This is a genomic window from Allorhizobium sp. Av2 (assembly GCF_021462805.2).
Taxonomy (GTDB): domain Bacteria; phylum Pseudomonadota; class Alphaproteobacteria; order Rhizobiales; family Rhizobiaceae; genus Allorhizobium; species Allorhizobium vitis_G.
Genome location: NZ_CP192697.1, coordinates 997,822 through 1,024,651 on the forward strand (window position 1 = coordinate 997,822; position 26,830 = coordinate 1,024,651).

The 26,830-nt window shown below is 58.3% G+C and carries 24 protein-coding genes and 1 other annotated feature; of the genes, 12 read left to right on the forward strand and 12 right to left on the reverse strand.

The features are described 5' to 3' along the window. Positions 1-28 precede the first annotated feature (28 nt). The 4 genes from FS819_RS22230 (at position 29) to FS819_RS22245 (ending at position 4,052) form a co-directional block, all read left to right on the forward strand. The gene (locus FS819_RS22230; protein WP_156550278.1) at positions 29-361 is read left to right on the forward strand and encodes a hypothetical protein; all 333 of its coding nucleotides are present in this window, start codon (positions 29-31) and stop codon (positions 359-361) included. Then, the gene (locus FS819_RS22235) at positions 354-1,370 is read left to right on the forward strand and encodes a CobW family GTP-binding protein (RefSeq protein ID WP_156550277.1); all 1,017 of its coding nucleotides are present in this window, start codon (positions 354-356) and stop codon (positions 1,368-1,370) included. Before FS819_RS22230 ends, FS819_RS22235 begins: the two co-directional genes overlap by 8 nt. A gap of 73 nt (positions 1,371-1,443) precedes the next feature. Next, a complete protein-coding gene (locus tag FS819_RS22240; protein ID WP_156550276.1) occupies positions 1,444-2,661 on the forward strand; it encodes an ABC transporter substrate-binding protein in 1,218 nt (405 codons plus the stop codon). A 26-nt stretch (positions 2,662-2,687) separates the two neighbouring features. Next, positions 2,688-4,052: an amidase gene (locus tag FS819_RS22245; RefSeq protein WP_156550275.1), complete on the forward strand. Its 1,365-nt coding sequence runs from the start codon at positions 2,688-2,690 to the stop codon at positions 4,050-4,052. 6 nt (positions 4,053-4,058) lie between these two features. Here the strand turns inward: FS819_RS22245 and FS819_RS22250 are convergent, their stop codons facing one another. Continuing rightward, complete coding sequence (locus FS819_RS22250; protein WP_070164493.1) at positions 4,059-4,535, reverse strand: Lrp/AsnC family transcriptional regulator; 477 nt, start codon at positions 4,533-4,535, stop codon at positions 4,059-4,061. Here FS819_RS22250 and FS819_RS22255 point away from each other — a divergent pair. The 3 genes from FS819_RS22255 to FS819_RS22265 all read left to right on the forward strand — a co-directional run bounded on the left by FS819_RS22255 (position 4,513) and on the right by FS819_RS22265 (position 7,810). Then, a complete protein-coding gene (locus FS819_RS22255; RefSeq protein WP_156629826.1) occupies positions 4,513-4,821 on the forward strand; it encodes a hypothetical protein in 309 nt (102 codons plus the stop codon). The two genes, FS819_RS22250 and FS819_RS22255, sit on opposite strands and share 23 nt — an antisense overlap. Continuing rightward, on the forward strand, positions 4,775-6,112 hold the full coding sequence (locus FS819_RS22260) for an NAD(P)/FAD-dependent oxidoreductase (protein ID WP_156550274.1): 1,338 nt from the start codon (positions 4,775-4,777) through the stop codon (positions 6,110-6,112). The genes FS819_RS22255 and FS819_RS22260 overlap by 47 nt, the downstream gene beginning before the upstream one ends. A gap of 75 nt (positions 6,113-6,187) precedes the next feature. After that, positions 6,188-6,243 (forward strand) — a sequence feature (sul1 is cis-regulatory element that is thought to sense ions involved in sulfur or methionine metabolism; They are found in Alphaproteobacteria). Positions 6,244-6,328: 85 nt separating this feature from the next. Then, positions 6,329-7,810, forward strand: coding sequence for a SulP family inorganic anion transporter (locus FS819_RS22265; RefSeq protein ID WP_156550273.1), 1,482 nt, complete (start codon positions 6,329-6,331; stop codon positions 7,808-7,810). Between the two features lie 304 nt (positions 7,811-8,114). On the opposite strand, the gene cysG is transcribed toward FS819_RS22265, so the two are convergent. From cysG to FS819_RS22300, 7 genes are read right to left on the reverse strand one after another with little or no spacing between them, the layout of a single operon-like run. Continuing rightward, complete coding sequence (gene cysG, locus FS819_RS22270) at positions 8,115-9,596, reverse strand: siroheme synthase CysG (RefSeq protein ID WP_156550272.1); 1,482 nt, start codon at positions 9,594-9,596, stop codon at positions 8,115-8,117. Then, entirely contained in the window at positions 9,568-12,240 is a 2,673-nt protein-coding gene (locus FS819_RS22275; RefSeq protein ID WP_156550271.1) for a nitrate reductase, read from the reverse strand. Before FS819_RS22275 ends, cysG begins: the two co-directional genes overlap by 29 nt. Positions 12,241-12,245: 5 nt before the next feature. Then, complete coding sequence (gene nirD / locus FS819_RS22280) at positions 12,246-12,581, reverse strand: nitrite reductase small subunit NirD (protein ID WP_070150135.1); 336 nt, start codon at positions 12,579-12,581, stop codon at positions 12,246-12,248. A 4-nt stretch (positions 12,582-12,585) separates the two neighbouring features. Then, positions 12,586-15,033, reverse strand: a complete 2,448-nt coding sequence (gene nirB / locus FS819_RS22285) for a nitrite reductase large subunit NirB (protein WP_156550270.1) — start codon at positions 15,031-15,033, stop codon at positions 12,586-12,588. Between the two features lie 6 nt (positions 15,034-15,039). Then, positions 15,040-15,837: an ABC transporter ATP-binding protein gene (locus FS819_RS22290; protein WP_156550269.1), complete on the reverse strand. Its 798-nt coding sequence runs from the start codon at positions 15,835-15,837 to the stop codon at positions 15,040-15,042. 12 nt (positions 15,838-15,849) lie between these two features. Next, positions 15,850-16,743 (reverse strand): nitrate ABC transporter permease, encoded by an 894-nt coding sequence (gene ntrB / locus FS819_RS22295; protein ID WP_156550268.1) that lies wholly within the window; start codon positions 16,741-16,743, stop codon positions 15,850-15,852. A 23-nt stretch (positions 16,744-16,766) separates the two neighbouring features. Continuing rightward, entirely contained in the window at positions 16,767-18,065 is a 1,299-nt protein-coding gene (locus tag FS819_RS22300; RefSeq protein WP_156550267.1) for a CmpA/NrtA family ABC transporter substrate-binding protein, read from the reverse strand. Between FS819_RS22300 and FS819_RS22305 the strand changes: the two genes are divergently transcribed. After that, positions 18,048-18,296 carry a hypothetical protein gene (locus tag FS819_RS22305; protein WP_156550266.1) on the forward strand — a complete coding sequence of 83 codons (249 nt, stop codon included), beginning with the start codon at positions 18,048-18,050 and terminating at the stop codon, positions 18,294-18,296. The two genes, FS819_RS22300 and FS819_RS22305, sit on opposite strands and share 18 nt — an antisense overlap. 177 nt (positions 18,297-18,473) lie before the next feature. Here FS819_RS22305 and FS819_RS22310 read toward each other — a convergent pair whose 3' ends face one another. Beyond that, the gene (locus tag FS819_RS22310) at positions 18,474-19,745 is read right to left on the reverse strand and encodes a CmpA/NrtA family ABC transporter substrate-binding protein (RefSeq protein ID WP_156550265.1); all 1,272 of its coding nucleotides are present in this window, start codon (positions 19,743-19,745) and stop codon (positions 18,474-18,476) included. A gap of 11 nt (positions 19,746-19,756) precedes the next feature. Beyond that, positions 19,757-20,344, reverse strand: coding sequence for an ANTAR domain-containing response regulator (locus tag FS819_RS22315; RefSeq protein ID WP_234624832.1), 588 nt, complete (start codon positions 20,342-20,344; stop codon positions 19,757-19,759). A gap of 421 nt (positions 20,345-20,765) precedes the next feature. Between FS819_RS22315 and FS819_RS22320 the strand changes: the two genes are divergently transcribed. Beyond that, positions 20,766-21,491 carry a pentapeptide repeat-containing protein gene (locus tag FS819_RS22320; RefSeq protein WP_156550264.1) on the forward strand — a complete coding sequence of 242 codons (726 nt, stop codon included), beginning with the start codon at positions 20,766-20,768 and terminating at the stop codon, positions 21,489-21,491. A gap of 7 nt (positions 21,492-21,498) precedes the next feature. Here the strand turns inward: FS819_RS22320 and FS819_RS22325 are convergent, their stop codons facing one another. Continuing rightward, a complete protein-coding gene (locus tag FS819_RS22325; protein ID WP_156550263.1) occupies positions 21,499-22,458 on the reverse strand; it encodes a phytanoyl-CoA dioxygenase family protein in 960 nt (319 codons plus the stop codon). 296 nt (positions 22,459-22,754) lie between these two features. Here FS819_RS22325 and FS819_RS22330 point away from each other — a divergent pair, with 296 nt between their 5' ends. Then, the gene (locus FS819_RS22330; protein WP_197434168.1) at positions 22,755-23,348 is read left to right on the forward strand and encodes a DUF922 domain-containing Zn-dependent protease; all 594 of its coding nucleotides are present in this window, start codon (positions 22,755-22,757) and stop codon (positions 23,346-23,348) included. A 16-nt stretch (positions 23,349-23,364) separates the two neighbouring features. Here FS819_RS22330 and FS819_RS22335 read toward each other — a convergent pair whose 3' ends face one another. Beyond that, positions 23,365-24,279 (reverse strand): LysR family transcriptional regulator, encoded by a 915-nt coding sequence (locus tag FS819_RS22335; protein ID WP_156550262.1) that lies wholly within the window; start codon positions 24,277-24,279, stop codon positions 23,365-23,367. A gap of 151 nt (positions 24,280-24,430) precedes the next feature. Here FS819_RS22335 and FS819_RS22340 point away from each other — a divergent pair, with 151 nt between their 5' ends. After that, the gene (locus tag FS819_RS22340) at positions 24,431-25,606 is read left to right on the forward strand and encodes an acyl-CoA dehydrogenase (RefSeq protein WP_156550261.1); all 1,176 of its coding nucleotides are present in this window, start codon (positions 24,431-24,433) and stop codon (positions 25,604-25,606) included. 10 nt (positions 25,607-25,616) lie between these two features. Then, positions 25,617-26,768, forward strand: coding sequence for a CaiB/BaiF CoA transferase family protein (locus FS819_RS22345; RefSeq protein ID WP_156550260.1), 1,152 nt, complete (start codon positions 25,617-25,619; stop codon positions 26,766-26,768). The last annotated feature ends 62 nt before the right edge of the window (positions 26,769-26,830 follow it).

The following is a 26,830-nucleotide window of genomic DNA, read 5'->3' on the forward strand; positions in this document are numbered from 1 at the left end:
CGTCCCTTGGCTGTGAAAGGAGATCGTCATGTGTTCACTCTGCGGTGTGATTGGCGGCAATGAGCATTGGGCTGACGCCGTGGCCCGCCCCGGTGTCTACACCCGCAATGGCGAGCGGGTGGACCGCCGCCGTGAACGGATGAACCGGGTGAGCACCGCCAACCGGGTGCTGAAAGCGTTCGGCCTGTCGCTATCCGACTGGCAGGGCTCATCCTATATCTTGTCCAGCCTGACAGGAAAGACCGAGATTATCGAGGATCTCGGTCATCTCTGGTCGGTCGCTGAAAAAATGTCCGGTCGGGCCTGTGATCCGCTTGATCCGGTGCTGATTGCGCGGATGGAAACGGCCCATAATGGCTGATGCAAGGGGTGCTATTCCCCAGTTCACGCCCGTCAATCTGCTGACCGGCTTCCTCGGCTCCGGCAAGACGACGCTGCTCAAGCGCTTGCTGTCGGACCCGGCGCTTGCCGATACGGCGGTGCTGATCAATGAATTCGGAGAAATCGGCCTCGATCACGACCTGGTGGAAACGGTTGATGGGGATACGGTGCTTTTGCAATCCGGCTGCGTCTGCTGCACCATTCGCGGCGATCTGGCAGAAGCCGTACGTACCTTGCATGAGCGGCGCGAGCGCGGCGAGATCGCACCCTTTCGCCGGGTGATGATCGAAAGCACCGGCCTTGCCGATCCGTTTCCGATCTTATCGACGCTGAAAGCCGATCCGGTCCTGCGCCATCATTTTCGCCACGGCAATGTTATCACCACGGTCGATGCCATTAATGGGTTAGGGCAGCTCGACGCTTACGGCGAATCGGCCCGGCAAGTGGCGATTGCCGACCGGCTGGTGATCACCAAGACCGATATGACTGAAGCCCTCGAACATCAGGAATTGGCCACCCGGCTGAAGGGACGGCTTGTGGCGATCAATCCGGATGCGGCCATTCTGACCGCGGCAGATGCAGATTTTTCAGTCGCCACCTTGCTGGAAGACGATGCCAGCCTGCACAGTTCCACCCTGCAATCGGCCAGCGGTTTTTACTGCGAAGCGCCGGTAGATGCTGGCCATAGCGGTGACTTCCGCTCCTTCGTGGTCACGGTTGACGAGCCGATTGACTGGACCGCGTTCGGCATCTGGTTGACCATGCTGCTCAACCGGCATGGCGCTAGGGTTATCCGGGTGAAGGGCATTTTGAACATCGCGGGTGAAGACCGGCCCGTCGCCATTCACGGCGTCCAGCATCTGGTGCATCCGCCCGTCCATATGGGCGGCTGGCCATCGGCGGATCGGCGCTCCAGACTGGTCTTCATTGTTGATGGATTGGAGACGGCGCTGATTAGGCGGTCTTTCGAGGCCTTTGCGATAAAGTGACGGGCATGGATGGTGGTGGAGGCTCTCTGGTTTTACAGTGGCTTTATAAGTGAGTGAGGAATGTCAAACCCGAATGAACACCCATAACCCACCGGCTGCCTTTCCTGCGCCCGCCCTTCATACCGAAGGCAAGCCGCGTCTGCGGGTGCTCGGCACGGCGATTTCGTTGCTGGAGCCGCTGCGTCTGCAGGCGCAGCAGGATCTCGGCATCGAGGTCGTGTTCGACAATAACGACTTCCTGACCACCCAGCACAAGGCGGCGCAGGCACCGGACAGTTACGACATTTACGATCAGTGCTTTCATAACCTGGATATCGTCTGGTACTGGCGCGCCATTCAGCCGATAGAATTGAAGCGGATCGACCTCTGGACCGAGATTTCCGATCTCACCAAGACAGGCCGTCTGGAGCCGAGTGCCCAACTGGGCAAGGGTGACGCTCCGGTCAAGAAGCTTTTCGTCCAGCCGGATCTGTCACTGGGAGAAAATCCGACCGGCCATATTTCCATGCTGCCCACCACCCATAATTTCGATAGTTTTGCCTATCGCAGCGACCTGGTGAAAAGCCCCAGGTCCGTGTGCAGTTGGGCAAGTCTGTTGGACGAGGCCTGGGCGGGCCGGGTGGCGCTGGTGGACGAGCCGGCCATCGGTATCTTTGATGCAGCTCTTGCTGCTGAGGCGGCGGGCCTGATGCGGTTTGACAATATCGGCAATATGACCGTGGCCGAGATCGATCGGCTGATCGCCATTCTCACCGAGAAGAAAAAATCCGGATTTTTCAGGGCCTTCTGGCGCACCGCCGAGGATGCCGCAGCCCTGATGGTCAAAGGCCGTACCGATATCCAGAGCATGTGGTCAACAGGCATTACCATCTTGAGCGGTCAGGGCATGGCCGTCGAACAGGCGGTGCCGGTGGAAGGCTACCGCGCCTGGCATGGCGGGCTTTGCCTGTCGCGTGGCCTCGAAGGCCGGATGCTGGACGTGGCCTATGACTATCTCAACTGGTGGATATCAGGCTTGCCAGGCGCTGTCGTTGCACGGCAAGGCTATTATATTTCCACGCCGCAGCGCTCAAAAGCGTATCTGAGCACGGCGGAATGGGATTATTGGTATGGCGGCTTGCCCGCTACGCAGGACTTGCCCGGACCGGATGGCGCCATCCGGATCAAGGCTGGCGAAAGCCGCAGCGGTGGGTCTTACTGGCAGCGTGCCAACCGCATCGCGGTGTGGAATACCACCATGGACGAACATAATTACCTGGTGCGTCGCTGGCTTCAGCTGATGGCAGCATAATATTCTATTGATTGAAGGAGTAACCGATGACCCCAATCATGTCAGGCAAAAGCATTGCCCAGCTTGCGGTGTTGATCCAGTCCGGCGGGCTCGATCCGCAGGATCTGGCTCATCAGACGTTGGCAGCCATCCGGGATCATGCGGATCAAACAATTTTCACCCGGCTAACGCCGGAGCGGGCGATGCAGGAGGCCCAGGCTTCGGCATCGCGCATCCGGGCCGGTTGCTCGCTTGGCCCTTTGGACGGGATACCGATTGCCTGGAAGGACCTTTTCGATCTTAAGGGAATAACCACCACCGCAGGCTCCGTGGTGCTGGGTGATCACCCCCCCGCAGTGCGCGATGCGGATGTCGTCCAGGCTCTGGCAAGTGCCGGGATGGTGTCCATCGGTCATGTCAATATGAGCGAATTTGCCTTTTCCGGCCTTGGGGTTAATCCGCATTACGGCACGCCGCGCAATCCGCACAGCATGGGTGACGTACGGGTTCCCGGCGGATCGTCCTCAGGCTCTGGTGTTGCCGTTGCCTCCGCGCTGGTGCCGGTGTCGATCGGGACGGATACGGGCGGATCTGTCCGCATTCCCTCCGCCTTCAATGGTATTGTCGGCTATAAGGCGACCCGTGGCCGCTATTCCATGCGTGGCGTCTTTCCGCTCTCGAAAAGTCTCGATTCCCTTGGGCCGCTCTGCCGCACCGTGCAGGATGCGGTTTGGGTGGATGCTGCCATGCGCGGGCTGACGCAGCCGCAGGTGACCCGCACCGCCTTGGCCGGACGCCGGTTCGTTGTGCCGGAAACAGTGTTTTTCGACGGTGCCGAGGATGGTGTGGTTCAAGCATTTGAGGCTGCGATACGCCGCCTGGAGCAGGCGGGTGCCGTGGTGCGCCGCCAGGCCTTCCCGATCATGCAGCAGATCCTCGATATTCTCGCCAAGCATGGTCCGCTGGTAACAGCGGAAGCCTATGTGCTGCATCGCCACCGTCTGCATGGACCGGAGGCGGCCCGCATGGACCACCGCGTCGCCACACGGGCGCTGCTGGGCGAAAACATCAGCCTTTCCAGCTATGTCGAGCTTATCGACCGGCGTGACCAATTGATTGCGGAATTTACCGGCCAGATCGGCACGGATGAATTCATCCTGACGCCAACCGTCGCGCATGTCGCACCGCTGACCGCGCCGCTTGTGGCTGACGATGACCTGTTCGTGGCAACCAACGGCAAGACATTGCGCAACACGATGCTCGGCAATTTCCTCGACTGGTGCGCGGTTTCGCTGCCATGCGGAACGGGTGAAGCCAATATGCCTGTTGGCCTGCAAGTCTCCGGGCCTGCAGGGTCCGATGAGGCCCTGCTTGGTCTGGCGCTTTCGGTGGAAGCGGTGGTTTGCGGCTAAATAAGCCTACATCGGAAACAGGCTGGTCAGAGGCATATGCGATTTGACGATCGGTGATTTCAGCACCACGAAGCTGAAATATTTGTCGATGCCGATATCCATGTCGGTCAGCCTTTCCATGATCGACTGATATTCGCCAATCCCTGATGTGACGAATTTCAGCATGTAATCATAGCCGCCGGAGACCAGGTGACATTCGATCACCTGGTCAACTTTTTCGACGGCTGCCAGAAAGCGGGCAAAATCGATCTGCCTGTGGTTCTTCAAGGTGATTTCGGTAAACACAGTTAGCGTCTGGCCAAGCTTGCTGACATTGATCTGGGCGGAATAGCCTTCGATATAGCCATCTGCCTGAAGCTTCTTCACCCGCATCAGGCAGGGGCTGGGCGACAGATTGACCAATTCGGCCAGTTCCACATTGGTGATCCGGCCGTTCTTTTGCAATTCATAGAGAATCTTGATGTCGATCCTGTCGAGCTTCACGCTGCTGTTTCCCCTGATGCCCGTTTTTCCTGAAGCCTGTGTGCCAGCATATTATGCTTCGAAAGCCAAAGTGCAAGCCGTCATCATCAGGAAAGCAAGCTGGAAGGCTTTGAAAAACCTTATGCAACACAGGGATTGTTTGCGTTTCCAAAAACGGAAGGAAATGCTGAATTTGGGGCAATCGCGGTGCTTTTCACTGATGGAAATGCTTATGATGATCGGCAATCAAGGAGCTTTTCATGCGTGTACCCCTGTTGCGAATCGAGACCCACACCACTTTGCCTGAGGCGGCTGATGTCGTGGTGATTGGCGGCGGTATCGTCGGGACATGTACCGCCTATTTTCTGGCAAAGCGCGGCGTCAAGGTCGTGCTGTTGGAAAAGGGGCTGATCGGGGCGGAGCAGTCCAGCCGCAATTGGGGCTGGTGCCGCCAGCAGAACCGCGATGCCCGCGAATTGCCGATCGCGACCAAAAGCCTCGATCTGTGGGAAAGTTTTGCCAGTGACATTGGCGAGGATGTCGGGTTTCGCCGTTGCGGCCTGCTTTACCTGAGCAATAGCGAGGCGGAAATCGCCACCTGGGCCAAATGGCGTGACTTTGCCAAAACGGTCGGCGTCACGACCCATGTGCTTTCGGCAAAAGAAGCCGCCGAAAAAGGTAGCGCGACGCACAAGCCCTGGCTCGGCGGGGTCTTTTCGCCCAGCGATGGCATCGCTGTCCCGGAGCGGGCTGCACCGGTCATTGCCCGTGGCGTGATGAAATTTGGCGGAACCGTCATGCAGCATTGCGCGGCCCGTGGGTTGGAAACCGAGGCTGGCCGCGTCAGTGCGGTGGTGACGGAAAAGGGGACGATCCGCACGGGAACGGTGGTGATGGCGGGCGGCGCCTGGGCGTCGTCCTTCTGCAATCAGTTGAATATTCGCTTTCCGCAGGCCTCCATCCGATCCTCCATTCTGTCTGTCGGTCCTCTTGAGGGACTAGGAGCCGGAACTCTGCCGGACGCCCTGCATACGGCACGGGTGTCGGTGACCCGACGGGGCGATGGCGGCTATACCATGGCGATCAGCGGTCGTGCCAGCGTCGATCTGACCCCCCAGCAGATCCGCTATGGCAAGGCCTTTCTGCCGATGTTCCAGCGGCGGTGGAGAAGCCTGAAGCCGGGGACGATCGAAGGTCTGCGCAATGGCCATGAGACGCTGGCGAAATGGGCGCTGGACAAGATCACCCCCATGGAGCGCAACCGTATTCTCGATCCGATACCGGATCGCAAACTGATCGCCGAAACCTATCGCCGGGCTGGTGAATTGCTGCCTGCTTTGGCTGGTGCAAAGATTTCGGCCAGTTGGGCTGGCTATATCGACAGTACCCCGGATGGCGTGCCCGCCATCGGCGAGATTCCATCCCTGCCGGGCTTTATTCTGGCTGCCGGCTTCAGTGGCCATGGTTTTGGCATTGGGCCGGGGGCAGGGCATTTGATCGCCGATATCATCACCGGTTCCGAACCGATTGTCGATCCCAAAGACTATCGGCCCGAGCGGCTGGCTCACTCCGCCTGGGGCAAGGTTGCGAGTTTCTAACCTCTCCGTCTTTCAAACCAAGGCGGGTACGGGATTGCAAAACCGCTGCTTTCTGCCTATAGAAAGGCCATTAACCCCGGACCCGGTGAAATTCCGGGTGGCTATTCTGGCCGCCGATCCGCCAGACAACGCACGACATTTCTGAAACGTGATGATCCGTTTATTCGGTTAGCTCTGAGCGTTTTTGAAAATCTTCCCCGTTGCGAAACAATTTCCATGAAAAAACTTGAACGATACCAGCGAGACTGGTTCTCGAATATCCGTGGCGATGTCCTGTCGGGCATTGTTGTGGCCCTTGCGCTTATTCCTGAAGCCATCGGCTTCTCGGTGATTGCCGGGGTCGATCCGAAGATCGGGCTGTTTGCCTCGGTTATCATCGCCTGTGTATCCGCCATCTGCGGTGGGCGCCCCGGCATGATTTCCGCTGCCACTGCCGCAACCGCAGTGTTGATCGGTGGATTGGTCAAGGACCACGGTATTCAATATCTGTTTGCCGCAACCGTGCTGATGGGCCTGTTGCAAATTCTGGCGGGCTTCCTGAAGCTCGGGCGTTTGATGCGCTTCGTGTCGCGTTCGGTGATGACGGGCTTCGTCAATGCCCTGGCGATCCTGATCTTTATGGCGCAATTGCCGGAATTGCTTGGCCGCCCACCATCGACTTTCGCGATGATCGGTGTGGCGCTTGCCATCATCTATCTCTTCCCGCGTCTGACCAAGGCGGTGCCGTCGCCGCTGGTGGCAATCGCCGTGCTGACGGCTGCGACCTGGTGGTTCGGATGGGATGTCCGCAGCGTCAGCGATCTCGGCGAATTGCCGTCCAGCCTGCCATTGTTCGGATGGCCGCAGGTGCCGCTGACCTTCGAGACGTTGCAGATTATTTTTCCTTATTCCATCGCGCTTGCCGCCGTTGGATTGTTGGAATCGCTGCTGACGGCCCAGATCGTCGATGACATGACGGATACGCAAAGCAACAAGAGCCAGGAATGCATCGGCCAGGGAGCAAGCAATATCGCTTCCGGCCTGTTCGGCGGCATGGGTGGCTGCGCGATGATCGGCCAATCGGTGATCAATATTTCATCGGGTGGGCGAGGGCGTCTTTCGACCTTCATGGCCGGTGGCTTTCTTCTGGTGCTGCTGCTTGTGCTGGACGACATCCTGCGGGTGGTTCCCATGGCCGCCCTGGTGGCGATCATGATCATGGTGTCGATCGGCACGTTTTCCTGGCGGTCGATCATCGACCTGCGTACCAACCCTCCATCCTCGTCGCTGGTCATGCTGGCAACCGTCGTGACTGTTGTTGCCACCCATGACCTGTCGAAAGGCGTGCTGGTCGGCGTGCTGCTATCGGGCGTGTTCTTTGCCGGTAAAGTGGCGCGGATGGTGCATGTCAAAGCCGAAGATCATGTCGATGGCTCAAGGCTGTACCGCGTGGATGGGCAGATTTTCTTTGCGTCCTCCGAAGCCTTTATCGCCGCCTTCGATTTTGATGACGATGTGAAATCCATCACCATCGACGTTACCCAGGCGCATTTCTGGGACATTACCGCGGTTGGCGCCCTCGACAAGGTGGTGCTGAAGTTCCGCGCCAAGGGCGCTGTGGTGGATGTGAAGGGGCTGAATGTTGCCAGCGCCCATATGATGGACCGTTTTGCCTTGCATCGCGATCCGCAAGCCGTTCTCAGCGCGGGTGGGCATTGATACGAGTCGTGATTGACGAGGGAATTCAGATGAGGGACGGATGAGCAATTCGCTACGCGCATAGCGCATGGCTGGCGTGCGAAAAACTGCCTCGAAAATGTGCGAAAATCAGGTATAACTCTTTTCATCGAAGCGATGCATCCTCCTCCCGCAAAGCTTCGATATACCGGGCCAGCCTCTCCTCCTCCCAGAGCAGCCCGTGGGAATGACGGCACTCCTCCTCCCAGTCGTCATTCGGTTCTTTTCGAAAAGCCTGCTGCACCTCCTCCCGCGGCAGGCTTTTCGTTTTTGGAAGATATTTCTTTCAAGAAGCCGTCAATTGCTGTTCTGCCTGTTCGGGCAAAGCAGACTGCGTTGTTGTGCCTGACTGGGCAAAGGCCGCGCCGACGCCGATGAGAATTGGGTTGCTGACGCCAAGTGTGGTGACTGCATCGGCGAGATCCCCGACCGTTCCACGCCAGCTTGTCTGTTGCGCACGGCTGATTGAGGTCATCGCCACCGCTTGCGTGTCGGAAGCCATGCCCGCCGCCATGAGATTTTCGGCAATCCGGCCTGCCATCCGACCGCCCATATAGAAGATCGTTGTGACGGATGGATCGGCCATATCGCACCAGTTGAGGCTTTCCGGCAGGTCGCCGTGCCGGGAGTGGCCGGTCACCAGCCGCAGCGACTGAGCGTGATCGCGGTGGGTGAGTGAAATACCAAGTGCCGCCGCCATGGCGCTGGCCGAGGTAATGCCAGGTACGATATCCACGGCAATACCCTCATTTGCCAGCCGGGTGATTTCCTCGCCTGCCCGTCCGAAAATCATCGGATCGCCGGATTTCAGCCGCACCACCCGCTTTCCAGCCTTGGCAAACCGCACCATCATGTCGTTGATATCGTCCTGCTTGCAGCTTTCCCGCCCGCCACGCTTGCCAACCAGCATGCGTTTGGCTTCACGGCGGGCAAGTTCGAGAACGTCAGCGGAGACCAGATCGTCAAACAGAATGACATCGGCGGCTTGCAGTGCCCGCACGGCTTTCAAGGTCAATAATTCCGCATCGCCCGGCCCCGCGCCGACCAGTGTGACCCGCCCAAGTGCCGGGGCGTTTGCGAGCCTGCCCGCCTCGTTCAGCAGCAAGTCCGCCTCATTGTCCTGCGGCGGTGCATTGCCGGCAAAGGCGCGGTCCACGAACCGTTCCCAGAAGGTGCGGCGCGGTGCGCCCGGCGCCAGCTTTTCATTGATCCGGCCACGGATCGCTTGTGCCAGTTCTGCCCATGGTTTCAGCGCCGGTGGTAGCAGGGTTTCAATCCGCCGCCGGATAGCCTGCCCGAGGATTGGTGCTGCGCCATCGGTGGAAATCGCCACCACGACCGGCGAGCGGTTGACGATGGAGCCGAACTGGAATTGGCAATAGGCGGGCTTGTCGATGACATTGACCGGCACGCCCGCCGCTTTTGCCGCGCAATAGAATGCCTTGGCCTCGTCCTCCGTCTCGCAATCGGCAAGCGCCAAAGCGGCGTTTTCAAAAATGCCGATATGCCAGCAATGGGGATGAAGGACCATGCGGTCATGCTCTTCAAGGAGGGTGCGGAAGGTATCGGACAATTCGTCCTCGGCGCAGAACACCTCGACATCAGCGCCGCAGGCAGCCAGTAATTCCGCCTTCCAGGCTGCCCCTTCCGAACCACCGGCGACGATGACCCGCTTGCCCTCCAGCGCCCAGAAAACCGGCAGTTTGGAAAGCGGTGCGACCCGTTCCGGGCGGCGGGAGTTATTCTGCGGCAAGGATTTGAACGGCATCGATAATCCTCCTGATTTCGGCGCGGCAGGAGCCGCAATTGGTTCCAGCAGACAGGCTCTTACCGACGGCTTCGACCGTGCAGCAGCCGCCCCTGACAGCATTGGTGATCTGGTTGATCCCGATCGAGAAACACGAACAGACAATCGCCCCCGGATCGATCTGGCCGGCGCCGGGCCGCCCGGCAATCAGCGCCAGACGGGTACGGCGGTCGGTAAAGTCGTCGTCAAGCCGGGCGCTGGCCCAATTGCGCGACACCGCAACCGGTTGGCTCGCCATGAATAGCGCGGCGCAAAGCCTGCCTGCGTCAAAAAACGCAAGTCGGACATCGCCACTGGCATGGTCGCTATAGCCGATCATCTCTGCGGTGGTGGGTACGGCAAGCGTTGCTCGAGCCCAGCTTTCCCAATCGCAGCCATGCTCGAAAGCCAGTTCCAACCGCCAGCCATGCTCGGCCTTGGCTAAAGCCCAATAGGATGCGTCCAGCGCCTGCGGCTTATCAGCCGATACGGCAAAACCATAGGCCTTTGCCGCATAGGGTTTTGCCGCAACGGCGACATGTTTCAGCGCTGGCTGGCCCGAAACCGGGTCCACCAGGGAGGGGACGAGGCTATCGATGCGGGCCAGTGAGGCTGTTTCGCCGGTCCAGTGCATCGGCACGAAAATGGCGCCACGGCTTTGGCGGCTGGTCAAAAGCGCACGAACGATCACCCGGCTGCCGGTCTTGCTGGAAATCTCCACAAGGGCCGCATCGGCAATGCCGAGATTGGCGGCGTCCAGCGGGTGGATTTCCGCGAAGGGTTCGGCCAGATGCGCCGATAGCCTCGCGCTTTTTGCCGTCCGCGTCATCGTATGCCAATGATCGCGCACCCGCCCGGTATTGAGGGTGAGGGGGAAATCCTGACTTGCCCTATCCGGTATTGCGGTTTCGCAGGCAATGAAACGGGCCTTGCCATCGGGATGATAAAAGCCGCCATTGGCGAAAAACCGGCTTTCCCCCGCAGGCTCGCCCTGTCTCTGTGGCCATTGGAAGGGGGAAAGCGCCTGATAGTCTGCATCAGTGATCGCGCCGTAAGCGCTAATATCGAAATCGCGGGTGCCGTTGTTTTCAAAAGCCGATAGCGCGGCATGTTCGGCAAAGATCTCGGCGGGCGATTGATAGGCAAAGGCGCTGCCAAAGCCCATGCGGCGGCCAACCTCGGCCATCTGCCACCAGTCTGCCCTGGCCTCGCCAGGGGCTGGTTTGAAGGTTCGCTGGCGGGAAATTCGCCGTTCGGAATTGGTGACGGTGCCGGATTTTTCGCCCCAGCCAGCGGCTGGCAGCAGCACATGCGCCAGCTTTGCCGTATCGGTATCGGCCTGCATGTCGGAAACGACAACGAAGGGGCAGGCGGCAATCGCCGCCTTGACGGCATCGGCATCGGGCATGGAAACGACAGGATTGGTGGACATGATCCACAGCGCCTTGATCCGCCCATCAGCCACCGCCTTAAACATGTCCACGGCTTTCAGGCCGGGTTTTTCGGCCATGGTGGGCGCCGCCCAGAACCGCTGCACGCGATCCCGATCCGTGGGATTGCCCAGCTCCATATGGGCGGCCAGCATGTTGGCGAGGCCACCGACCTCGCGTCCGCCCATGGCATTCGGCTGACCGGTTAGCGAAAACGGTCCCATGCCAGGCCTGCCGATCCGTCCGGTCGCCAGATGGCAATTGATGATCGCATTGACTTTGTCCGTGCCAAGCGAGGACTGGTTGACGCCCTGGCTATAGCAGGTCACGGTTTTTTCCGTTGCGGCAAACAGCTGGAAAAACTGCCGCAACTGCATGGCGGGCAGGCCGGTCGCCTCCATCAGATCGCCAAGCGAGTGACCGGCCGCCGCGGCAAATGCTTCCGCAAAGCCATTCGTATGGGTTGCAATATAGGATTGGTCGATGCTGCCGTTTTCGACCAGATGCGCCAGCAAGCCGTTGAACAGCGCCACATCGCCATCCGGGCGGATCGACAGATGCAGATCGGCAATGTCGGAGGTCGCGGTCCGCCGCGGATCGATCACCACCACTTTCAGGCCGGGGCGCTTGGCCTTTTCCGCAGCAATCCGCTGATAGAGCACCGGATGGCACCAGCCCATATTGGAGCCGACAAGCACGATGAGATCGGCCAGTTCCAGGTCACGATAGGTGCCGGGAACGGTATCGGAGCCGAAGGCCCGCTTATGGCCAGCGACCGAAGAGGCCATGCAGAGACGCGAATTGGTATCGATATTGGCCGAGCCGATAAAACCTTTCATCAGCTTGTTGGCGACGTAATAATCCTCTGTCAGCAATTGGCCGGAGAGATAGAAGGCGACCGAATCCGGCCCATGCTCGGCAATGCTGCGGGAAAACCTCTCGGCAACGAGATCAAGCGCCATATCCCAGGTCTGGCGCTCGCCGTACACGGTCGGAGTGAGCGCCCGGCCCTCCAGATCGAGCGTTTCACCCAGCGCCGAGCCCTTGGAACAGAGCCTGCCAAGATTGGCTGGATGATCCGGGTCGCCCTTGATGCTGACGGCACCATTGTCCTCAACCTTGGTGTCCTCGACCTTGGCAATCACGCCGCAGCCGACGCCGCAATAGGGACAGGTGGTTTTCGTCTCGCCGGACATGATGCTCACTCCGCTGCCTGCAACAGGCTTTCCATGGCAATGGAGAGCACGCCGTCGATATTGCGAACCGCAATCGTGCGCACGGCTCCCTCATCGGCACCCAGCGCCTTGCCGCTTTCTAGCGAAATTACCCAATTGTGCAGCGGGCAGGTGACTGCTTTGCCGTGGACGATGCCCTGGCTGAGCGGGCCACCCTTGTGCGGGCAATGGTCCTCGATGGCGAAGACCTCGTTTTCGGCGGTGCGAAACACCGCGATCTTGCCTTGCGGGGTTTTTACGCAGCGCGCGCCACGCAGCGGAATGTCATCGATATGGCCGATAGAGGTCCAGTTCTGATCCATGATCTCACTCCGCTGCCTGGGTGTAACCGATGGTGGCCATCGGCTTGAACTCATGCTTGTCCTTGCCGGAAACGCGCTCCGACCAGGGATCGACCTGGGCGAATTTTTGGCTGAAAACGAAGCGTTCGAAATAAGCCTTGCGCTTGGTTTCATCCTCCATGATCTGGCGGCGTACCTCATCATGGCCAATGCGTTTTGCCCATTTGTAGATCCGCTCCAGATAGCGGCCCTGTTCGCGGTACATCTGGGTCAGCGCAACGATATGCTCCAGGGCTTCTTCCTCGGTTTTGACCAGACCCAGAACATCGGTGCCCTTGATGTCGAGACCGGCTGCTCCGGCAAAATGGATTTCAAATCCTGAATCGACGCAGATGACGCCGATATCCTTGCAGGTCGCTTCAGCGCAGTTGCGAGGACAGCCGGAAACGGCCAGTTTCAACTTGGCGGGTGTCCAGGAGCCCCACATGAATTTTTCAAGCTTGATACCAAACCCGGTGGAATCCTGCGTGCCGAACCGGCACCAGTCGGAGCCGACGCAGGTCTTTACGGTGCGCAGACCCTTGGCATAGGCCTGGCCGGAGACGAAGCCTGCCTTGCCAAGATCGGCCCAAACGGCGGGCAAGTCTTCCTTTTCGATGCCCAGCAGGTCGATGCGCTGGCCGCCGGTGACCTTGACCATGGGAATTTCGAACTTGTCGACCACATCGGCAATGGCGCGCAGTTCGGCGGCATTGGTGACGCCGCCCCACATGCGCGGTACGACCGAATAGGTGCCGTCCTTCTGAATATTGGCGTGGACACGCTCATTGATGAACCTCGACTGGTAGTCATCGGCATATTCATCTGGCCAATCGCAGACGAGGTAATAGTTGAGTGCCGGGCGGCATTTGGCGCAGCCGCAGGAGCTCTTCCATTCCAGTTCCTGCATGACGGCGGGGATGGTCTTCAAGCCCTTGGCCTTGATCAACCGGCGCACGTCGTCATGGCCAAGGTCGGTGCAGGCGCAGATCGGCGTGACGGCCTTTGGGTTATAAGCATCACCCAGCGTCAGCGCCATGACCTGCTCGACAAGACCGGTGCAATTGCCGCAGGAGGCGGAAGCTTTCGTATGGGCGCGCACCTCATCCAGTGAGGTCAGGCCTTTGCCGGTAATGGTCGAGACGATCTTGCCCTTGCAGACGCCGTTGCAGCCGCAGATTTCCGCATCATCCGGCAAGGCTGCAACGGCCGCCATAGGGTCCAGCGGTGTACCCCCCTGGTAGGACTGGCCGAAAATAAGCGTGTCGCGCATCTGCGAAATATCAGTGCCGCGCTTCATCAAATCGAAGAACCAAGAGCCATCACCGGTTTCGCCGTAAAGCACGGCGCCGATAATCCGGTTATCCTTCAGCACCAGCCGTTTGTAGATGCCGGACGAGGCATCGCGCAGCACGATTTCTTCGCGGTCCGGGGCTTCTGCAAAGTCACCAGCTGAAAACAGGTTGATGCCGGTGACCTTCAGCTTGGTATTGACGACGGAGCCGTGATATTCGGCATGACCGCCGGTCAGCCTATCGGCCAGCACCCGCGCGCTTTCATAGAGCGGCGCGACCAGACCGTAGCACATGCCGCGATGTTCAGCGCATTCGCCAAGTGCAAAGATCGAAGCGTCCGACGTCTGCATGCCGTCATCGACAACAATGCCACGATTAACGGCAAGACCGGCATCCTTGGCCAACTGTGAAGCCGGGCGGATACCAACCGCCATCACCACCATGTCGCCTGAAATCACCCGACCGTCTTCCAACTCAATGCCTTCGACTTTGTCTGTGCCGAGGATCGCCTTGGTATTGGCCTTGGTGATGATCTCGATGCCCCGTTCGCTCAACGCCTTTTCCAGAAGATAGGCGGCAGCAGGGTCGAGCTGGCGCTCCATGATGGTCGGCATTAGGTGAATGACGGTGACTTCCATGCCCTGGCGCTTCAAGCCATAGGCGGCTTCAAGCCCCAGCAACCCCGCGCCGATGATGATGGCCCGGCCCTGGCCCTTGCTGATCTCCAGCATTTTTTCGACATCATCGAGATCGCGATAGGCGAGCACGCCGGGCAGTTGATGGCCGGGGACCGGAATGATGAAGGGCAGGGAACCGGTGGCGATCACCAGCTTGTCATAGGCGGCGGTGATGCCGTTTTCCGAGGTCACGGTTTTTGCCTGCCGGTCGATGCCGGAGACTTTCGCACCGCGATGCAGGGTCACACCATGGGTTTCATACCATTGATCGTTATGGATGATGATGTCTTCATAGGCCTTTTCGCCCGACAGCACCGGCGAGAGCATGATGCGGTCGTAATTGACGCGCGGCTCGGCATTGAAAACGGTGAGGTCATAAAGGCCGGGTGCTTTTTCAAACAGCTCTTCCAGCATCCGGCCCGGCGCCATGCCATTGCCGATAATAACCAGTTTTTCCGCCATAATGACTTACTCCGCGGCTTCGACGAAGCGGTGACGTTCGTAGAGGAACTTCAACACGGCTTCGCGGGATTTGAGATAGGTCCGGTCTCCGGCCAATGCGATACGGTCGCGGACACGGGGGATCGGCACGTCAAGCACTTCACCGATCTTTGCGGCGGGGCCGTTGGTCATCATCACGATCCGGTCGGAGAGCAGCACGGCCTCATCGACATCGTGGGTAATCATGATCATCGTATTGCCGAGGCGCGCATGGATTTCCATCACGGCGTCCTGCAAATGAGCGCGGGTCAGCGCGTCCAGTGCTCCGAAAGGCTCGTCCAGCAGCAGGATTTTCGGCTCCATGGCCAGCGCCCGGGCAATGCCGACCCGCTGTTTCATGCCGCCTGAGATCTCCGAGGGACGCTTGTCTTTTGCATGACCCATCTGCACGAGATCGAGATTGCGCATCACCCAGTCATGCTTTTCGGCCTTGGTCTTGCGGCCCGCAAACACCTTGGAGACGGCGAGATTGACATTTTCATACACCGTCAGCCACGGCAGCAGGGAATGGTTCTGAAACACCACGGCCCGTTCCGGCCCCGGCGCGTTGACCTCGGTGTTTTCCAGTAGGATCGCGCCTGCGGTCACGCGGGTCAGCCCGGCAATCAGGTTCAGCAGCGTAGACTTGCCGCAGCCGGAATGGCCGATGATCGACACGAACTCGCCCTTACCGATGGAAAGGGAGACATCCTTCAATACCTCGGTCTTTGTGCCTGATCGTTCGAAGCTTTTGTCGATATGGTCGATTTTGAGATAAGCGTTCATCACGATTTCCCCTTAGTTTTTCGTGGTGCCACGGGTGATGACACTGCCAAGGAGAGCGACGAGCTTGTCGAGGACAAAGCCGGTCACGCCGATATAGGCAAGCGCCACGATGATGTCGGAGAGCCGCGAGGAGTTCCACGCATCCCAGATGAAGAAGCCGATGCCGACGCCGCCAGTCAGCATTTCAGCGGCAACGATGGCCAGCCACGACAGGCCGACGCCGATGCGAAGCCCGGTAAAGATGTAAGGGGCAGCGGCAGGCACCATGATGCGGATGAAGAATTCCAGCGGGTTGAGCCGCAGCACGCGGGCCACATTGCGGTAATCGTCGGGAATATTGCGCACGCCAACGGCAGTGTTGATGATCACTGGCCAGATCGAGGTGATGAAGATCACGAAAATCGCCGAGGGATTGGAGTTCTGGAAGGCCGCGAGTGACAGAGGCAACCAGGCAAGCGGCGGCACGGTACGCAAGATCTGGAAGATCGGGTCAAGGCCGCGCATGGCCCAGATGCTCTGGCCGACCACCGCACCGAGAAAGACGCCGACAATGGCGGCCAGCCCGAAGCCGATTGCCACCCGCTCCAGCGACACCAGAACGCGCAGGCCAAGACCGATATCCTGCGGCCCATTGTTGAAGAACGGGGCGGTGATCAGGTCATGGGCTTCTTCCCAGACCTGGCTTGGCGGCGGCAAGGTTGCGCCTGCATGAGAACAGGCGATCTGCCAGATGCCGAGCAGGATGGCGAGAACCACGAAGGGTGGCACGACATTGCGCAACACATTTGCGCCGATGCGCTGACTGTTGAACCTGCGGGTGGGACGGCGCGCCATGGTGACAACAGTGCCAACCGATTGTGGAGTAGAAAGGGCTGCGGGTTCTGCTTTGCGAAGACTTGCGGACATGAGCTTTCTCCTGTTGCGCGCGGTCACGCCGTAGCCTTGATGGTCAGGCTGTCGAGATAGGCTTTGGGGTTTTCAGGGTCGAAGACCTTGCCGTCAAAGAAGGTTTCCTTGCCGCGTGAGGTGGATGCCGGAATATCGGCGCTGGCCACCGACAGATCCTTGGCGGCAGCGCGCCAGATGTCTTCCCGGTTGACCTTGTCCACCAGCGCTTTCATGTCGAGATCGGCGGCAAACTTGCCCCAGCGGATATTTTCGGTGAGGAACCACAGGTCATGGCTCTTGAACGGGTAGGAGGCATGGTCCTGCCAGAATTTCATCTGCAAGCCGGTGTTTTCCACCATGCGGCCATTGCCGTAATTGATATTGCCCTTCAGCCTGCCAAGCACATCCTTCGGTGGCACGTTGAACCATTGGCGCTTGCCGAGAATATCGGCCATTTCGGCCTTGTTCTCCATGCTATCGCACCAGATCTGCGCTTCCATGATCGCCATCATCAGCGCCTTGGTGGCATTGGGGTTCTTTTCCACCCAGTCGGTGCGCATCGAGAAGGCTTTTTCAGGATGGCCCTTCCAAAGCTCGCCGGTGCTACAGGCGGTAAAGCCGATGCCCTGGTTGACCAATTGCTCGTTCCAGGGTTCACCGACGCAGAAGGCGTCCATGGAGCCGACTTTCATATTGGCGACCATCTGCGGTGGCGGCACGACGATGGTCGAGACGTCCTTGTCGGGATTGATGCCGCCAGCGGCAAGCCAGTAGCGAATCCACAGATCATGGGTGCCACCCGGAAAGGTCATCGCCACCTTGACTTCGCCGGTCTTGGCTTTCTTGGCGGCAAAGGCGTCCTTCAACTTGGCGGCGTCAAGAGCGACGCCGGTTTCTGCATATTCCTTGGCGACTGAAATGCCCTGGCTGTCGAGATTAAGGCGGGCAAGGATCGACATCGGCACCGGCACATTGTTTTGCGTGACTTTGCCGGTTTGCATCAGATACGGCATCGGAGTGAGGATATGAGCGCCGTCAATGCCATTGGATGCGCCGCCCAACACGAGGTTATCGCGGGTCGCACCCCAGGAGGCCTGCTTCGACACTTCCACACCGGTCATGCCATATTTTGCAAACAGGCCTTTTTCCTGCGCGATGATCAAGGGGGCGGCATCTGTCAGGGCGATGAAGCCAAGTTTGGCGCCACTGACTTCCGGCGTGGCGGTGGCTGCCAGCGCGCCTGTTGGCAAAAGGATGCGGGCGGCGGCAAGCGTGGCGGCCGCACCTGTTGCCTTGAGAATGGAACGGCGATTGATAGCGTGATGGGCGATGCGGGTCATGACTGGCTCCTGTCGGGCGGGCAAAAGGGCAAAACGCAAAAAAAACGCCGCGAAGATTCCTGCGCGAACCGGGAGGTGTCCGCTCAAAAACCTTGCGACGTCGATGTCTCAGGGAAAGCGCAGTGTCTGCGCTATTTCGCGTCGGTCGCCGTTGACCACGCAAATATACAGAAGCAAAGCCTGTGCCAGTTTTATAAAAATCTAGCGAGAAGAACGGCATTGCTCGGGTGAGATGCGAAATAAGAGATTAATCTATTGAAATTTAATAGATAAAAAATTCAGGCGAAAGGCATGGATTTTTGGACGTCGATGGAACCTTAACGGAGGCTAATCGAAAATCCGTCGTGGTTCTCGTCTAATTATTGCGCAGTGCTTATTTACTTGGCGAAAAAACTGCCCGAAATCCGTTCAAATTTCGTCTGGTCTCGCAGATGCTGCAAGAGGGGCGTGCACCGGAAACTGCTTTGGATAGGAGGCAAGTTTGGCGGGATCGAAGACGAAACCATCGATGAAGCGGTCTCCATCGCGCAGTCCTTCTATCCGCAAATCGTCTAGTGCCAACTGATTGGGCAGGCCAAGGGCGGCGCGGTAGATATCCGGGCGAAAGGCGCTGGCTGCTTTTTCCACATCAGCTTCGTCGTAGCGCGTCTGCCCCCAGCGGATCATCTGGCTATAGATCCACAAGGCCTGGCTTGGGCGGGGATAGTTTGCCTGCTCGGCATGGAAGCGGAAATAGTGGTCGATGACCCGGCGATTGCCTTTTGCATCCAGATGGAAGACGCCGCCCAGCACATGGCGGATGATGTCGCCTGGCGCGCCGATATAGCGTGGTGCTGAGAGCATTTCGGCCAGCGCATCGCGGTTGTCTGGCGCGTCACACCAGCGGGCAGCCTCATCGAGAGCGGTGATCAACCTGTTAACAGTATCCTGGTTTTCCGCCGCCCAATCCGGGCGCATGCCCAGCACTTTTTCAGGGGCCGATGGCCAGATATCCTGCTTGGCGGCGACGATCCGGCCAACGCCGCGCTCGGAGGCTACCATGTTCCAGGGCGCGCCAACGCAAAAGCCATCGATGGCGCCTGCGGCCAAGGCATCGGAGGTGAGCGGTGGTGGCACCACGACCAGCTTCACGTCGCGGTCTGGATCGATGCCTCCAGCGGCCAGCCAATAGCGAAATTCGTAATTATGCGAGGAAAACGGATAGGTCATGCCCAAGGTTGGCATCGGCTCGCCGCGTTCGCGCATGATCTCCAGCACACGGGCCAGCGCCCGGACATTGTCCAGCGCGCTCGCTTGCGCCGCAACAAAACCGGTTTCCTCCATCCGCTGAAACAGCCGGATCGACAGAGTGATCGCATTGCCACCCTGTCCCAGCGAAAACGCAGTAATGGTCGGGGAGGGGTTGGAGCCGAGGCCGAGCATGGAGGCGACCGGCATCGGCGATAGCATATGGGCGACATCGAATTGCTGGAAGGCCAGCCGGTCACGGAGATTGGCCCAGGAGACGTCTTTCACCAGTTCCAAGGTCAGGCCATGGCGCGCTGCAAAGCCGAATTCAACGGCTGCAATCAGCACCGAGGCATCGACTAGCGGAATGAAGCCGACGCGCAGGTGACGGGTTTCCGTCCGGCCTGCGACCGGTGCGGAACGAATGGTCGTCTGTGTGGCGGCCTCGGTCATGTCTGGCGTCCTCACATCAAAAGGCTGGCGGCGGTGACAACGCTTTGAGCGATCTCCACCATTTTCTTTTTCTCGTTCATGGCGCTTTGCCGCAGCAGGGCGAAAGCCTCTTCTTCCGAAAGGCCGCGCATTTTCATCAAGATACCCTTGGCCCGCTCGATCACCTTGCGCTCTTCCAGCGCCGTGCGGGCTTGCGTCAATTCGCGCTGCAACCGCTCAAAGGCCCGGAACCGGATGACGGCCATATCGAGGATCGGCTTGACGCGCTCCTTGCGCAAGCCATCAACGATATAGGCGGAAACCCCGGCATCGACGGCAGCGGCAATCGATTCCGTATCGGCGCGGTCAACGAACATCGCAATCGGCCGGCTGACACTGCGGCTCAGTTGAAACAGATGTTCAAGCATATCGCGATTTGGGTTTTCCAGGTCGATGATGATCACGTCTGGCGCCAGCGTTTCTATGCTGCGGGCAATACCCTGGACCTCATTGATAACAGTGACATGCAGATGCCCTGCCTCCCGCAGCCCTTCCTCAATAATCGAGGCGCGGATGGCATTTTCATCGATGACAAGAATGGTCAGGTCGCTATGGGTCACGCATCACGCTTACCGCACGGCGAAATACTTGACAATTGCATTGCACACCAATCACCCTGTCAAAGAGTCCGTGAGGACCATCGCCCAGCATGATTTTCTCGAAGAAGCAGGGTTTTCGGAGAGTGACAAACGTCTTTTGGAGAAAAATCGCGCTCTTATCGCCAGATTTTAAGCAGACACTCCTTGGGTAACCAAGGAAGGTCTGTTTAGATAGGTCAATAGCAGGCTTGACGCCTCTCCCGTTTCCATATGTGAATGGGTGGAGGAGATAGGTAAAAACAAAGGGCTATGGCACGTGAAATTGCTGCATAAATTTCTTCTTACATCAGTTGGGATTTAAGGAATTATGCAGTGGGGGAATGCATGGTGATCGTGCGGTGGATTGCTGTGCATGGCCAAAAGGTGAGGTTGGACGAGATCTATGCAATTTGCTTTGTTCCAGGATGTCAAAACTGCTGCCAGGCTGGCGTCTTGCCTGTTCTCTCTCGTTGTCGTCTCTATGCTGGGAACGAGCATTGCTCAGGCCGCCGATTGCCGAAGCGGGGCAGCCAGCAAGGTCGACTGGTCAGAATGCCGCAAACGGCAGTTAATGCTGGGTGGCAGCGACCTCCGTGGTGCCAATCTCTATGATGCGGACTTGAGTTTTACCGATTTGAGCAATTCCAGTTTGCAGGCCGCCGATCTGGAAAAGGCGACATTGATCCGCGCCTCTTTCGCTGGCGCCAATGCTGACGGTGCGAAGTTCGACCGTATCGAATCCTATCGCGCCGAGATGTCGGCAATGTCTGGAGTAGACGCCAGTTTTGTCTCGGCGGAAATGCAGCGCGTCAATTTGGCTGGCGCCAATCTGGCCGGTGCTGATTTTACCAAGGCAGAGTTGAGCCGGGTGAATTTTGAAAAGGCCATCCTGATGGGAGCCAAATTCACATTGGCAAATCTGTCCCGCGCCAGTTTCAATTTGGCGCGGCTGGATGGTGGCGTCGATTTTGAAGACGCATTCCTGTTTCGAACCCGCATTGAGGGGGTGGACCTATCGACAGCCAAGGGGCTGAAACAGGACCAGGTCAACCTTGCCTGTGGCGATGCAAAGACCAAGCTTCCCGCAGGCCTGACCAATCCGTCCGATTGGCCTTGTCCTGCGGATTAATCATTGTTCAGCGCAGGATCGGTTCGCCGTGGAAACGGCGCTTTGACGGTTTGGAAACGCCGAAGCCGACTTCCATCATCAAGCGTGGCTTAGCCGTTGGCACCGTGCCCATATGGAAACCGAACGGGTCTTCAACAAAGCCCGAACCTGCTGGTCCAGTGAGCGTGACAGCGCTGTCCTTGCCATAATAGTCAAGAACTTCTTCTGCCGGATGGCCGACCAGCAGGGTCAGCTGGTGTTTCAGCCGACGGCGGCGGTGGCTACCCTTGACGAAGATATGCGGCCCTGTGCCCTCATCGACGCTATTGATATTGAAGAAGAATTTCAACATGCGCCAATCGTCGAGGTCGAAATGAAACTTGTCGAGCGAGGCCATGCTGCGGTCTTTCTCAGTGGCGGCAGTGGGAAAGCTCCACCAGAGACGCGTGGTGATCAATTGTGCCTGGCCGCCGAGATAGTTTTTGGCGATGTCGATCAGCAACGGATCTCTTTGAATGGCGACAGCCGCTTCGCAATTCAATGTCCGCTCGAACAGGTGACCGCTCAGGATTGGGCGTCCGAATGTCTTCTCGGCTTCGGCATGATCGCCTGCCTTGAATTCCAGTCGCCGGTCGAAGTTGCCGAAGCAGGGCGTTTTCAGCGCATGATCATGAATGGATTCATGGATGTCGGCGGGCAATTGCAGTCCGGTGAAAATTCCGTCCTTCCGCAAGGCAAGCGTTGCGGATCCGCTGTCTGCCTTGAACATGCTGGGTTGGGTATTGGAGCCTGGTTTGTGCTTGCGCGCTGTCAGCCAGTGCAATTGTCGACCCGGCATGGTTCTGGCCAGCATAAACATTGGCAGCCAGGCAGGGTTTTCCTTCACGTCGGCAATATATGTCGGAATTCGCACAGCCATGCGTCGAAAGGCACTACCTTTGCGAGCGATGGATTCGAGGTCTTGCGGGTTCGATTCAATTGTCTGCATCACTGAAGTCTCCTGGCGAATGCTGCCAAACAGCACGATTCGATGGATAGGAGTTATGCGTCACCCACACCTAATACAGAACATTACATTGTGGCGAAATCGTGACATTTCTTTTATTTCAATGAGTTAGAGTATTTTTTCACAAAAAACCACTTGCTTTGCCGGGTGTGTTTGAGGCAGGAAAATAAACCTTACTATTGTTTGAGTAACGAGCCCTTGTCACAGGATCATGAACAACCATGCTTGATCGCTTTTTTGGCAGTAACAACCTATCGGGTGTATTTCGCTCGAGAAAAATGGCTATTGGCGTTATGGCATGGCTGTTTTTAAATGTCGCAAATCCAACATTTGCAGACTGGCAAACGGTCGAGCAGATTGCGACTTACCCCGTTTCAGGTCAAAGCGGGCTGCAACTCTATCAATCCATCGGAGAAAAAGGCCCGGTTATCGGCACTGACAAGCGGATACATGTCATTGCTCATACCACATTCAAGCTGACATGGACACGCAAATATGTACCGCATGGCAGCACTTGCGTGCTGGAGACGGCTATTCCCAAATTGACTGTTATCTATACGCTGCCTCGTCCGTCCCAGTCGCTTACAAGTCCGGTTCGGGAAAACTGGACGAAATTTATCGCCGGGATTGAGGCGCACGAGCGTGTCCACGGTCAAAACATCAAGGACATGGTCAAGGCGATCGAGGCGGCAAGCATCGGTCTGACCGTGCCGGATGATCCCGACTGCAAGAAGATCCGCACGGACCTGACAAAGCGCCTGGGAGAAATTTCCGACCGGAAGCGTGAGCGTGACCGGATCTTCGAGCAATCCGAAATGGCGCCGGGCGGACCCATTCAGCAGCTCATCCTGGCGCTGGTCAATGGCGGATGAAAAGCAGAGTTTTTCGTTAAGCGGGTTCTGCGTCCGTGAAGGCCTTTACCTCGTGCAGAAGCCAATGCGTAAATGCCGCCAGTGGTTTTGATGCGGGACGATTATCCGGGGACACGAGATAATAATTGCTCTGGCTGTCGACCCTGTGCTGCGATGCCAGGACAAGCTGACCGCTTTCCAATTCCGGCCCGATCAGAAATAGCGGCATCAGCGCAACGCCAAGCCCGGCAATGCAGGCTTGGGCCACATTCATGAATTGCTCGAAACTCATGGCGGCGCACGGCGTGGCGGTGATGTCGAGGCTGTCGAACCAGTGATCCCAGGCCAGCGGTCTCGACTTCATCTGGATCAGCGGCAGGTCGGCCAGATCGCCGTTCGATTTGATGCGGTGACTGCTAAGAAAAGCCGGGCTGCACACCGGGGCAACTGTCTCGTCCATCAGGAAGGTACAGGTGGCACGTGGCCAGTTCGGCTTGCCGATATGGATGGCCGCGTCCAATTGTTCGGCATCGAAATCAAATATGCCGATGCGGGTGGCGAAATTCAGGTTGATATGCGGATGGGTGGCGACAAAGCTGGAAATGCGCGGCAAAAGCCAGCGTGTGCCAAAGGTCGGGAGAATGGCGATGTTCAGCGAATTGCCTTGCGAACCGGTCATCGCTTCCAGCGAAGCATCCTGGATCAGAGACAGTGCTGCCTGGATGGCGCGGTGAAAATTTTCGCCACGCGGCGTCGGGACCACGCCCCGACCGTTGCGCAGGAAAAGTTGCGTCCCCAATTGCTCTTCAAGCGTCTGGATCTGCCGGCTGATCGCGCCCTGCGTCAGGTTCAATTCACTGGCGGCAGCGGAAAAACTGCCCAGCCTCGCCACGGAATCCATGGTGACCAGGGCGCTGGTGGACGGCAGCAGGCGGCGTTGAATGAGTTTCATTAGGTATGATTATAACTCATATCCCGTTTCGTAAACATTGTTTTGCGAATCCGGTTTGATCTGCGAGATTGAGTGAGAGCGCATTTCCGGACGCAAAACCGCTACACACTTTTGCTGGAAATGCTCTAAGAATTTTTGATGCGAGGATGCCATGAGCTTTGTGTGGGACGATCCCTTTCTGCTGGAAGACCAGTTGAGCGAAGAAGAGCGGATGATCCGCGATGCGGCGGCGGCGTTTGCCAAGGCGGAACTGAGCCCTCGCGTCGAGGACATGTATCTCAACGAAACGACGGACCGTGGACTGTTTCCGCTGATGGGCAAGGCGGGCCTGCTGGGCGTAACCTTGCCGGAAAAATATGGCGCGGCGGGTGCCAATTACGTCAGCTATGGGCTGGTGGCCCGCGAAGTGGAGCGGGTGGATTCCGGCTTCCGGTCGATGATGAGCGTGCAATCCTCGCTGGTGATCCATCCGATCTTTGCCTATGGCTCGGAAGAGCAAAAAGACAAATATCTGCCGGGTCTGGTGTCCGGTGAGTTGATCGGCTGCTTCGGCCTGACCGAACCGGATGCGGGCTCCGATCCGGGCGGCATGAAAACCAGAGCCGAAAAGATCGAGGGCGGTTATCGCCTGCGCGGCTCGAAAATGTGGATTTCCAACGCGCCGATCGCCGATGTGTTCGTGGTCTGGGCGAAATCCGAGGCTCATGATGGTGCCATTCGCGGCTTCGTGCTGGAGAAGGGCATGAAGGGCCTGTCCGCCCCGAAAATCGGCGGCAAGCTGTCGCTGCGCGCTTCAATTACCGGCGAGATCGTCATGGACGGCGTTGAGGTTGGTGAGGATGCCTTGCTGCCTGGCGTCAGTGGGTTGAAAGGCCCATTCGGCTGCCTGAACCGGGCGCGCTATGGTATTTCCTGGGGCGTCATGGGGGCTGCCGAAGATTGCTGGGTGCGCTCGCGTCAATATGGTCTCGACCGCCATCAGTTCGGCAAGCCGCTGGCCGGGATGCAGCTCTACCAAAAGAAGCTCGCCGACATGCAGACCGAAATCGCGCTAGGCTTGCAGGCATCCTTGCGCGTCGGTCGGCTGATGGATGAGCATAAGCATGCGCCGGAAATGATTTCCCTTATCAAGCGCAACAATTGCGGCAAGGCGCTGGACATTGCCCGCATGGCCCGCGACATGCACGGCGGCAATGGTATCCAGATCGAATATCATGTCATGCGGCATTCGCAGAACCTGGAAACGGTCAATACCTATGAAGGCACCCATGATGTGCATGCGCTGATCCTGGGCCGCGCTCAGACCGGCATCCAGGCATTTTTCTGAGGGCGGATCGATGTCGAATGCGCCACTGTCTGGATTGAAGGTCATTGAACTGGCCCGGATTCTGGCCGGTCCCTGGATCGGCCAGACGCTGGCCGACCTCGGCGCCGATGTGATCAAGGTGGAAAGCCCGCAGGGCGACGATACCCGCAGCTGGGGACCGCCTTTCATCGATGACGGCGTGGAAAAGGCTGCTGCCTATTTCCACGCCTGCAATCGCGGCAAACGGTCGATCACGGCGGATTTTACCAGAGCTGAAGACATCCAAACCCTGCGCGATCTGATTGCATCTGCCGATGTGGTGATCGAGAATTTCAAGGTGGGCGGTCTGGCCAAATACGGCCTTGATTACGACAGCCTGAAAGAGCTCAATCCGAAGCTGGTCTATTGCTCCGTCACCGGTTTTGGCCAGGATGGGCCTTATGCGCAACGGGCCGGATATGACTTCATGATCCAGGGCATGAGCGGCATCATGGACCTGACCGGAGAGCCTGATGGTGCGCCGCAGAAGATCGGCGTTGCCTTTGCCGATATCTTCACCGGGCTTTATGGCGTGATCGCCATCCAGGCGGCGCTGGCCCAACGTCTTCAGACCGGGCGCGGTCAGTTCATCGACATGGCACTGTTCGATTGCATGTCGGCGGTATTGGCCAATCAGGCGATGAATTACGCTGCGTCAGGCATCGTGCCGAAACGCATGGGCAATAATCATCCCAATATTGCGCCCTACCAGACCTTTCCGGTTGCCGACGGCCATATCATCATCGCCTGCGGCAACGATGGCCAATTTGTCCGGCTGTGTGGTGTGCTGGGCCTTTCTGAGCTGGCGACAACGCCTGAATTTTCCACCAATGCCGCCCGTGTCGCCCATCGCGATCAATTGACCACGGTGATGGAAGACAAGACGAGGCAATTCGAGCGCGACGAGCTTTTGGCGCAGCTGGAGGCGGCGACGGTTCCAGCCGGGCCGATCAACACGGTGGCGGACCTGTTTGCCGATCCGCAATTTGCCTTCCGGCAGATGAAGATCACCCCAGATGGCGTGCCGGGCATTCGAACGCCCATTGTGTTTTCGCAGGCAGTGCTGGAGACAGCACGCCGCGCACCGCGCCTGGGAGAACATACGGCAGAAATCCTGGCGGAGATACGGCACGGCAAGGATTGAAAGGGCTGGTTTCCTTTTGGTTTCTATGGGTCGAAAAACTGCCGTCTTGCATGGGGCGCAGG